Here is an 11071-nt window from a genome sequence, read left to right on the forward strand (position 1 = left end):
CGAACGGCAAGATCGACCGCAAGGCGCTGCCGGTCCCGGATCAGCTTGCGGCTTCCACCGCGCATGTCGCGCCGCGGACGCCGGCGGAAGCTGCGCTGGCGGCGATCTGGGCCGATCTGCTGCGCCAGCCCAAGGTTGGTATCACCGACAATTTCTTCGAGCTCGGCGGTGATTCCCTGATCGCCGTTCAGCTCGTCAGCCGCATCAAGCGCGATCTCGGCCACGACCTGCCGCTCAACCGTCTGTTCGAAATGACGACAGTTGAGACCATGGCGGCTGCGCTGGGCGAGGAAAGCGAAGCCGACAAGCGAGGCGACGACATCGCCACGATGCTCGACATGTTGAAGGAAGTCGAACTGTCCGATGAGTGACACGGCAACCACGCAAAAACAGCAGCTGCGCGACATCTCACGGCGCCTGATGCGCCTCGATGCCGGCAAGCAGCAAACGTTCCTCTCGCAGCTTGCGGCGAAGGGCGTCAACCTCGCCATGCTGCCGATCGTGCGCCATGAGCGCAAACGTGCGCCGCTGTCTTTTGCGCAATCGCGCCTCTGGTTCCTTTGGCGGATGGATCCGGGCAGTGCCGCTTACAACATCTCGGCGACGGTGCGCGTGCGCGGCAAGCTGCAACCAGGCGCGCTGCAACAGGCATTGGACGCGCTCGTCGCCCGCCACACTGCGCTTCGCACCGTGTTTCGGCAGGAAGGCGAGATTGCCGAGCAATGGATATGCGACCCGCAGCCCGTCGTATTGCGGCAGGTGTCCCTCGACGGCGATGACCGCGAGGGGCAGGCGCGTTTGCTGGCGCGGCAGGAAGCTTCGCTGCCGTTCGATCTCGAAGCCGGCCCGCTCATGCGCGCGGCGTTGCTGACGCTGGACGAGGGCGACCACTACCTCGTCGTCAACCTGCACCATATCGTCACCGACGGCTGGTCGATGGGCGTGCTGGTCGACGAATTCTGGAAGCTGTACGCGGCATTCGCAAGCGGTGAAACGCCGGCCCTGCCGGAGCCGGAGATCGATTATGCCGATTACGCTGAATGGCAGCGGCTCTGGATGAGTGCGGTCGATGGCGCGCGGCAGGTCGACTACTGGACCAGGCGTCTCGCCGATCCGGCCGTGCTCCAGTTGCCGATCGACCGGGCCCGGCCGGCGGTCCCCGATCTTGAGGGAGCAGCACGCCGCATTCCACTTGATCCGGCGTTGGCGGGTGGCTTGCGCGCTCTGGCGCGGCGGCACCGCACGACTTTGTTTGTTGTCATGCTGGCGAGCTTCAAGCTGCTGCTCTATCGCTACACGGGCCAGTCCGACATCAACATCGGCGTGCCTGTCGCCAATCGGAACCGTGACGAAACGCGCGGGGTGATCGGCCTGTTCGTCAATACCCAGGTGCTTCGCACGCAGATCGACGGCCGCGCGGCGATCGCCGACTTCATCGCGGCGGTCCATTCCACCACGGTAGAGGCACAGGAGCACCAGGACCTTCCGTTCGAGCGAGTGCTCGAGATCCTCCAGCCCACGCGCAGCCTGAGCCAAAATCCGCTCTTCCAGGTCCTCTACAATCATCAACGACGCCGGGCGTCGGACAATCCACAAGATCGGACCGGCCTCCAGATCGAGACGGTCGACACTGAGGTCGATACGGTCAAGTTCGACCTCGCGCTAGATACGGACGAGGGGCCATCGGGCGAGATCCGCGCGATCCTCACCTACGCAACGGCGCTGTTCGAAGGCGCGACGATCGAGCGCCTGGCCGCGCATTGGACCACGATCCTGAAGGCGATGGTCGCCAACGACACGCAATCCATTGCCGCTGTGCCGTTGCAATCCGAAGAGGAATTGAAGAGGCTGCGCCAATGGAACGATGTGGGTGCTGGAACGAAAGACGCACCATTCACGCCGGTCCACCGGACAGTGGCACGGCTGGCGACCGAAACGCCCGATGCGACGGCGCTGGTCTTCGGCGATGATGACATCACCTATTCCGAGCTTAACCGTCGCGCCAATCGCCTCGCGCATCACCTGATCCGCCGCGGCGTCGGGCCCGCGGACCTCGTCGGTGTCTCGGCACGACGCTCGCCGCATCTCATCGTGGCGCTGCTCGCCATCTTGAAGGCGGGGGCAGCCTATCTGCCGCTCGATCCCGAACATCCGGCCAGGCGACAGATCGGTACCCTGAGCAATGCCGGCGCGAATGTTGTCCTGGTTGATGCGCATGGCTCGGCATTGACGCTGCCGCCCGCCGGCATCGACGTCGTCCCACTTGATGCGATCGATCTCGTGCAGGAGAGTGAGAGCGATCCGGAGATCGCGGTGGCGCCAACCAGCCTTGCCTATGTGATCTACACCTCGGGCTCCACCGGTATCCCCAAGGGCGTCGCGGTCGAGCACGGTCCGTTCGCGATGCACTGTGAGGTGACGGCCGGGCTCTACGACATGGACCGGCACTCGCGCGAGCTGCACTTCCTGTCTTTCACTTTCGATGGCGCCCATGAGCGGCTCTGGACCGCGCTGACCTGCGGCGCCGCGCTCGTGATGCGCGACGGAGACTTATGGTCGGCCGAGCAGACACTCGATGTTCTGCGCCGGCAAGGCGTCACCAATGCCGGATTTCCGCCGGCCTATCTGCAACAGCTCGCGGATTTCGCTGTGTGGCGCGGTGACCCGCCGCCCGTGGAACTCTACTCGTTCGGCGGCGAGGCGATGCCCAAGGCCGGCTTCGACAAGGTCAAGCGTGCGCTCAAACCGCGGACATTGATCAACGGTTATGGCCCGACCGAAACCGTGGTGACGCCGCTGGTCTGGAAAGTCGATGCCAGCGAGGAGATCGATGGCAACTACGCGCCCATCGGGCGTCCGGTTGGTCGCCGCTCGGCCTACATTCTGGACGGTGATCTCAACATCGTTCCGGTCGGCGTCGCCGGCGAGCTGTTCATCGGCGGCGAGGGACTGGCGCGCGGCTACTGGCGGCGCGCCGAACTGACGGCCGCGCGGTTCGTGCCCGATCCTTTTGGCGAGCCGGGCGCGCGGCTTTATCGCACCGGCGATCTGGCGCGGTGGCGCGCCGACGGGGTGATCGAATATGTCGGCCGCTCCGATCACCAGGTGAAGATCCGCGGCTTCCGGATCGAACTCGGCGAAATCGAGGCATGGCTGATGCGGCAAGCCGGCGTGCAGGCCGCTGTCGTCGTTGCCCGCGATGCTGGCACCAGCCGCCAGCTGGTCGGCTATGTCGCCGGCGGGGGTCCATTCGACGAAGCCGCGATGCGCGCGGCGCTTTCGGAGGAATTGCCCGATTATATGGTGCCGGCCCGCATCATGCGGCTCGAGCGGCTGCCGCTCACCGCCCACGGCAAGGTCGATCGCGACGCGTTGCCGGCGCCCGAAACACCCGTAGCAACTTCTGCGCATGTCGCGCCGCGCTCGACGGCCGAGACGGTGCTCGCTGCGATCTGGGCCGAACTGCTCGGTCAGCAGGTCATCGGTATCGATGACAATTTCTTTGAGCTCGGCGGCGATTCCATCATCTCGTTGCAATTGGTCGGCCGCGCCCGCCAGGCGGGCCTGCTGATCGAGCCGCGTGACGTCTTTCGGCATCAGACCTTGCAAGACTTGGCGCGGGTGGCGCGGCGTGAAGGCAAGGCGGACGATGTCGTCCCTGAGGGCGCTATCGAGGGCCGCGAGCATCCGCTGCTGCCGATCCAGTTGCGGTTCTTCAGCGAGGACGCAGGGGAGCGCCACCACTGGAACCAGGCTGTCCTGTTGATGCCGAAGTCGCGGCTCGATTGGCGACTTGTCGAGCGCACGGTCGCCGCTCTCGTCGCTCATCACGCGGCCTTGCGCCTGCGCTTCGAGGACGTGGATGGCACCTGGCGTGCAACCTATGGCGCAATGCCGCCAACGTCGGAGCTGCTGTGGATTCGCAGCGACGTCCGCGACGCTGCCGCAGTCACGAAAGTCGCATCTGAAGCCCAGGCCAGCCTGTCGCTGGCAGGGCCGCTGCTGCGCGTGGTCGGTATGGACCTTGCGGACGGCAACCAGCGGCTTCTGGTGCTCGTGCATCATCTGGTCGTCGATGGCGTGTCATGGCGCGTGCTGCTAGAGGATTTTGCGACGGCATACGATCAGCTCCACCAGGATGCGGCCTCGGTCGTGCTTGCGAGGAGCGAGCCATATGCATCCTGGGGCGCGCGGTTGCAGGCCTATGCTGGCAGCGATGAGTTGGCAGCTGAGTTCGGCTATTGGCTTGAAAGAGGATCGCAGGCTGAGTTTCCCTGCGACGATGATCATGGCGGCGTTGACAGGGTTGCGGACGGTGAGGAAATCCAGCTGTCGTTCGACGCAGGATTGACGACGCGGCTGCTGAAGGAAGCGCCATCCGCCTATCGAACCCAAGTCAATGATCTCCTGCTTGCAGCGCTTGCGCGTGCGGTGTCGCGCTGGAGCGGAATCGAGGATGTCGTCGTTGAGCTCGAAGGGCATGGCCGTGAGGATGTGTTCAAGGGAATGGACGTGTCTCGCACCATTGGCTGGTTCACCACGGCTTTTCCGGTGCGGCTGCCGGGCGGTTCCGGCGACGATGCTGCGCTGATCAAATCCGTCAAGGAGGAGCTTCGAGCCGTTCCCAGCCGCGGGCTGGGTTACGGCGTCCTGCGTCATCTCGGCACCGAGGCGCAACGCAGCGCGCTGGATGCATGCCATGAGCCGCGCATTGTCTTCAACTATCTCGGCCAGTTCGATTCCAGCATGGGTGAGAGCGCGCCGTTCCGTCTCGCGCCCGAGAGCGCGGGGCCGATGCGCAGCGAAAGCGCGCCGCTCGGTCGTTGGTTGACTATCAACGGTCAGGTCGGCGAAGGACAATTGCGTCTGTCGTTCAGCTATGGCCGCAGGCGTTACCGGCGGGCAACGATCGAACGTCTTGCGGAGCATTATGCTGCGGCCTTGCGCGAACTGGTCGACCACTGCACCGGAGGCGCCAACGGCGTGACGCCGTCGGATTTCGTGTTGTCGGATCTGAGCCAGGCTGATCTCGACGCGCTGGTCGCGACGATCGACTGCCGTGAGATCGAGGATATCTATCCGCTGTCGCCGATGCAGCAGGGCATGCTGTTCCATGCCCTGCGTGATGGCGAGAGTGGCAATTACGTCAACCAGATCGGCCTGGAGGTCCGCGGCCTCGATGCCGGTAGATTGCGCGCGGCCTGGCATGAGGTCAGCGCGCGGCACGCCGTGTTGCGAACCGGATTTGCGTGGCGCGAGCTGTCGGGGGCGGCGCAGCAGGTGGTCCACCGTCGTGTGCATCTGCCATTTGAAGAAGAAGACTGGCGCGCGCAGGCGGCCGCGATGGACGATGAAGGGCTTCGAGCCGCGCTGGCACGGGTCTCGCAAGCTGAGCGCGCCAGGGCGTTCGACTTGGCGCAAGCGCCGCTCCAGCGGGTGCGGCTAGTCCGGCTCGACGACGCACGCCACTGGCTGATCTGGACGCACCACCACATTCTGCTCGATGGCTGGAGCGCGGCACGTCTGATGGCCGAGATCCTGCAGCACGAACGTGGCGAGCGTTTGCCGGCCGTGGCGGGCCGCTATCGCGATTACATCGAGTGGCTGCAAAAGCAGGACCGCGCCGCGTCGACGGTGTTCTGGCGCACGGCGCTAGCGGAGCTGGAGGAGTCCAGCTTCCTCGCGGACGCGCTGGGAGGACCGGCAACGGGGGGGGCATCCGGCCACGGTTCGCTGGACTTGTTTCTCACGGCCGAGCTGACGGTCGGCCTGCAAGCGTTCGCCAAGCGTGAGCGCGTCACGCTGAACACTCTGGTGCAGGGGGCTTGGGCGCAGCTGCTGCGCCGTCACACCGGTCAGCGCGCGGTCTGTTTCGGCGCGACGGTCTCGGGCCGGCCGGCCGAGATCGGTGGGATCGAGAACATGGTCGGCCTGTTCATCAACACGCTGCCCGTCGTCGATCCGGCCAGCCCGCAAGCCGAAGTGGGAGTGTGGCTGCGCGACCTCCAGGCGCGCAACACGGATCTGCGCGATCACGGCTGGATGCCGCTCTATGAGATTCAGCGTCTCGCAGGTCGCTCCGGGCGCGCGCTGTTCGACAATATCCTCGTGTTCGAGAACTATCCGATCGATCAGGCTCTGCGAGGCGAGAACGAAAGTGGGCGCCGGTTCGGCCGGGTCGAGCAGGTCTCGATCACGAACTATGCGCTGACGGTGGCGGTGTTCGCCAAGTCCGACGGCATCAATCTAGGCTTTCGCTATGACCGAGGCCGCTTCGAGGACGACCAGATCAGGTATCTGCAAGCTTCGCTGTCGCGGCTGCTGGCCAGGATCGTGGAGGACGCGTCCAGGCCGCTGGGCGCGATCGACGGCCTCGATGCCGACGAAATCCAGAAGGTGCTCGGTTGGAGCGGCAGTATCGAGCGGGTCCCACAGTTTAGCGACAGCATCGTCACACAGATCGAAGCCCGTGCTGCGGCCTCGCCGTATTCGATCGCATTGGTTTTCGGCGACCGGCAGATCAGCTATGGCGAGCTGAACGCGCGCGCCAATCGCCTGGCGTGGCGGCTGCGAGACCATGGAATCGGTCGCGACCGACTGGTTGGTTTGGCACTCGAACGCAGTTTCGAATTGATCGTATCTGTCCTCGCCGTGTTGAAGGCGGGCGGCGCCTATCTGCCGCTCGATCCCGACTATCCCTCCGATCGCCTCCTTCACATGCTGCGCGACAGCGGAGCAGCCCTGTTGCTGACCCAGGAACGGTTGCTCCCGCATCTTGCGCCGGTGATCGCGGAGGCAGGAACCGAGGCCTGGACCATCGGCAGAGAGGACGAAGCTAGCATCGAGGAGCTCGCCGGCAATCCCGATGCGGCGCTTCATCCGGACAGCCTGGCCTACGTGATGTACACGTCGGGATCGACCGGCGTGCCCAAGGGTGTGGCCTGCTCGCATCGCGCGCTTGCGGCGCGCCTTGGCTGGATGCAGGCGGAATATTGTCTCGATGCCAGCGAAACTTTGCTGCACAAGACACCGTTCAGCTTCGACGTCTCGGTCTGGGAGATTTTATGGCCGCTCGCGACCGGTGCGCGGCTTGTGATCGCGGCTCCGGGGGCGCATCGCGAGCCGCAGCTGCTGGTGGATTCCGTCATCGCCCATGACGTGACGACGCTGCATTTCGTGCCGCAGATGCTCGAGCATTTCGTGACCGAGCCTGGCGCGATACGTTGCATCTCGCTCAAACGCTTGTTTGTCGGCGGTGAAGCGCTCTCGCACGAACTGATGACGCGCGTGCTCGGAGCGTTCCCCAATGTGCGCTTCGACAATCGCTACGGGCCGACCGAAGCCCTGATCAACGCCACTTATTGGACCTGTTGCGACGAGGGTTCGGCGCGTGTGCCGATCGGACGGCCCATTCCTGGCGTCACGATTCGTATCCTCGATACCGATCTGAACCTCGTTCCGCAAGGCGTGACCGGTGAGTTGTTCATAGGCGGGGCGGGATTGGTGCGGGGCTATTGGCGGCGCGAGAAGCTGACGGCGGAGCGCTTCATTCCCGATCCCTTCAGCGAGGCGGGTGAGCGGCTCTATCGATCGGGAGATCTGGCGCGCTGGCGGGCCGACGGCGCGATCGACTATGTCGGGCGCGCGGATCATCAGATCAAGATTCGCGGCTTCCGCATCGAACTCGGCGAGATCGAGGCGCGGCTGCTCGAACAGCCCGGTGTTCGCTCGGCAGTCGTGGTGGCGCGAGAGGTCGGCGCCGGCCGTCAACTCATCGGCTACGTCAGCGGCTCAGGTGAGTTGGAAGAGGCAGGCTTACGGACTGCGCTCTCGACCGTCTTGCCCGATTACATGGTGCCACCGAGGATCATGGTGCTGGAGCAACTGCCGTTGATGCCAAGCGGCAAAGTGGATCGTCATGCGCTTCCGGCGCTCGACACGTCCCGCGGGCAGGCGGAGCATCAGGCACCACGCACGCCGGCCGAGATGGCTTTTGCGACGATATGGGCCGAACTGCTCGGCCGGCCGGCCGTCGGCCTCACCGACAACTTCTTCGAACTCGGCGGAGATTCCATCATCTCGCTCCAGATGGTGAGCCGTGCCCGGCGCGCCGGATATCTGATCGAGCCCCGCGACGTGTTTCAGCATCAGACGCTGGAAGGGCTGGCGCTGGCGGCGCGGACAGAGCAGCGCATGGAGACGCTCGCCGACCAAGGGCAGGTCACCGGCCCTCATTCTCTTTTGCCGATTCAGTCCCGCTTCTTTGCGGAGGACATCGAAAATCGGAATCATTGGAACCAGGCGGTGCTGCTGCAGCCGAGAGATCGCCTCGACTGGGACGTGATGGGGCGCGCGCTCGCAGCCGTGGTCGATCATCATGACGCGCTACGCCTGCGCTTTGAAGAGAGCCAGGAAGGCTGGCGCGCCGAGCACGGCGCTGCTCCAACTGTGGACGCGCTGCTCTGGATCCGGCATGCGGTCGACCGCGAAGCCGTGACGGCGCTGGCATCGTCGGCGCAGGCAAGTTTGGCGATCTCCGACGGGTTGCTGCTGCGGGCGGTCGGAATCGATGTCGCCGATGGCAACCAGCGGTTTCTGATCGTGATCCACCATCTCGTGGTCGACGGCGTGTCTTGGCGGATTTTGCTGGAGGACATCGCGTCCGCCTACACCCAGCTTGCGCAGGGCAACGCCACGGTCACGTTACCGCCGAAGAGCCATGCCTACGCGCTGTGGGGACAGCACTTGCGGGCCCACGCTACATCGCCTGAACTGGCGGCGGAACTTCCTTACTGGGTCGGCCGCGGCGCAAATGCGGAGATTCCCTGCGATGACGATCATGCCGGCATCGATCGCATTGCGGATGCCGATGAGGTCTTGCTGACGTTCGAAAGCGAGTGGACGCAGCGGCTGCTCGCGGAAGTTCCGCCTGCCTATCGTACGCAGATCAACGATCTTCTCCTCGCCGGGCTTGCACGCGCCGTTTGGCGGTGGAGTGGGCAGGACGAGGTCCTCGTCGAGCTGGAGGGGCATGGCCGCGAACACTTGTCCGGCGATCTCGACCTCTCGCGCACGGTCGGCTGGTTCACGACGGCCTTTCCGGTGCGATTGGCCGGTGGCTCGCAAGAGCCCTCGATGTTGATCAAGTCGGTGAAGGAGGAGATTCGTGACATTCCGGGTCGTGGCCTGGGCTACGGCGTGTTGCGGTATCTCGGCTCGAGAGAGCAGCGCACGGCGCTGTCGCATGTCGGAGAGCCGAAGATTGCCTTCAACTATCTCGGCCAGATCGACGGCGGTGACGCTGATGCGGCGCTGTTCACGTTGGCCGCGGAGAGCGCCGGTCCATCCCGCGGTGCATCGAGCCCGCTAAGACGCTGGCTGAGCGTGAACGGCACGGTCCGCGATGGCCGGCTGCGGCTGTCGTTCGGTTTCGGTCGCAAACGCTATCGGCGCGAGACGGTCGAACGATTGGCGGCGTTGTACGAGACTGCACTGCGTGAGCTGGTCGATCATTGCACCAGCGGTGCCTGCGGCCTGACACCGTCCGACGTGGCGTTGTCGGGGCTCGATCAGGCCGAGCTCGACAGGCTTGGGCTCGATTGGCGCGAGATCGAGGACATCTATCCATTGTCGCCGATGCAGCAGGGCATGTTGTTCCATGCAATGCATGACGGCGAGAGCGGGCTCTACGTCAATCAGGTCGCAGCGGAAATCCACGGCCTGGATGCGGGAAAGCTGCGCCGCGCCTGGCAAGCGGTCAGCGATCGTCATGCCGTGCTGCGGACCGGATTTGTCTGGCGCGACCTGTCCGGCGCGCCGCAACAGGTCGTCTATCGACGGGCCGAAGTGCCCTTTGTCGAGGACGACTGGCGGGCGCGTATGGTGACGTGGGACCAGGCACAATTGGATGCGGCGCTGATCGACGTCTCGCGACAGGAGCAGGTCGCGGGGTTCGACTTGTCGCAACCACCCTTGCAGCGGGTCCGGCTGATCCGGCTCGGCGACAACAGGCATTGGCTGATCTGGACGCATCATCACATCCTGCTCGACGGATGGAGCTCGGCACGGTTGATCGGCGAGGTGATGCAGCATAACGGCGAGGGACGTCTGCCGGCGTTGCATCACCGTTATCGAGACTACATCGCGTGGCTGAAGAGTCGCGACGGCGACGCGTCGACGGCATTCTGGCGCAATGTAACTGCCGGGCTGGACGAGCCGAGTTTCCTGGCGGAAGGCTTGGCTGAACGAACAGGCGCGCAATCGTCCGGCCACGGCTCGCTTTCGCTGGAGCTGGATCCCGCGTTGACTGAACGGTTGCAGGGATTCGCGGCGCGCGAGCGCATCACGATGAATACGCTAGTGCAGGCGGCGTGGGCGCAGTTGCTGCGACAGCATACCGGGCAGAGCACGGTTTGCTTCGGTGTCACCGTGTCGGGCAGGCCGCCTGAGCTTGCTGGCGCTGAAGAGATGGTCGGCCTGTTCATCAACACATTGCCGGTCGTCGACGGCGTCAGCCCGCAGCAGACCGTTGGAGCATGGCTGCGCGAATTGCAGGATCGCAATCTGGGCTTGCGCGAGTTTGGCGCGACGCCGCTCTATGAGATTCAGCGCCTGGCAGGGCGCCCCGGACGGCCGCTGTTCGACACCATCCTGGTGTTCGAGAACTACCCGGTTGACCGCGCGCTGATCGGAAGGAACCAGCAGATCCAGGTCGGAGAGACCCGGATTGTCGAGACCAGCAATTACCCGTTGTTCGCAAGCGTCGGCATAGATGAGCGCCTGCGTCTCGTCTTCAACTATCAATGCAAGCATTTCGACGAGGCACAGATCGCGCGGTTACAGCGGGCCTTCGTGCGGCTGATCGAGGCGCTGAGCATCGATGCCGATCGACCTGTCGGCATGATCATGGCCCGCGATCCCGCGGACGACGTCTTGCTCGCACGGGCGAACGACACGGGCCGAAATGAGCCGCGCAATGGAATCGTCGCGCAGTTCGAGACACAGGTCCGGAACTCACCCGAAGCGATCGCGCTGGTGTTCGGCGCGACGGCGCTGAGTTACAACGCGCTGA

2 protein-coding genes are annotated in these 11071 nt (G+C 64.6%); both read left to right on the top strand.

Going from position 1 to position 11071, the window contains the following annotated elements; translation table 11 throughout:
- Positions 1–371: phosphopantetheine-binding protein (locus AX729_RS06340; protein ID WP_197433541.1), on the top strand; the 371-nt coding region annotated here is incomplete at its 5' end.
- Positions 364–11071: non-ribosomal peptide synthetase (locus AX729_RS06345; RefSeq protein ID WP_156456758.1), on the top strand; the 10708-nt coding region annotated here is incomplete at its 3' end. The genes AX729_RS06340 and AX729_RS06345, both read left to right, overlap by 8 nt.

Origin of the sequence: Bradyrhizobium sp. CCH5-F6 (genome assembly GCF_001556045.1) — a bacterium.
In the GTDB taxonomy this organism is placed as follows: domain Bacteria; phylum Pseudomonadota; class Alphaproteobacteria; order Rhizobiales; family Xanthobacteraceae; genus Bradyrhizobium.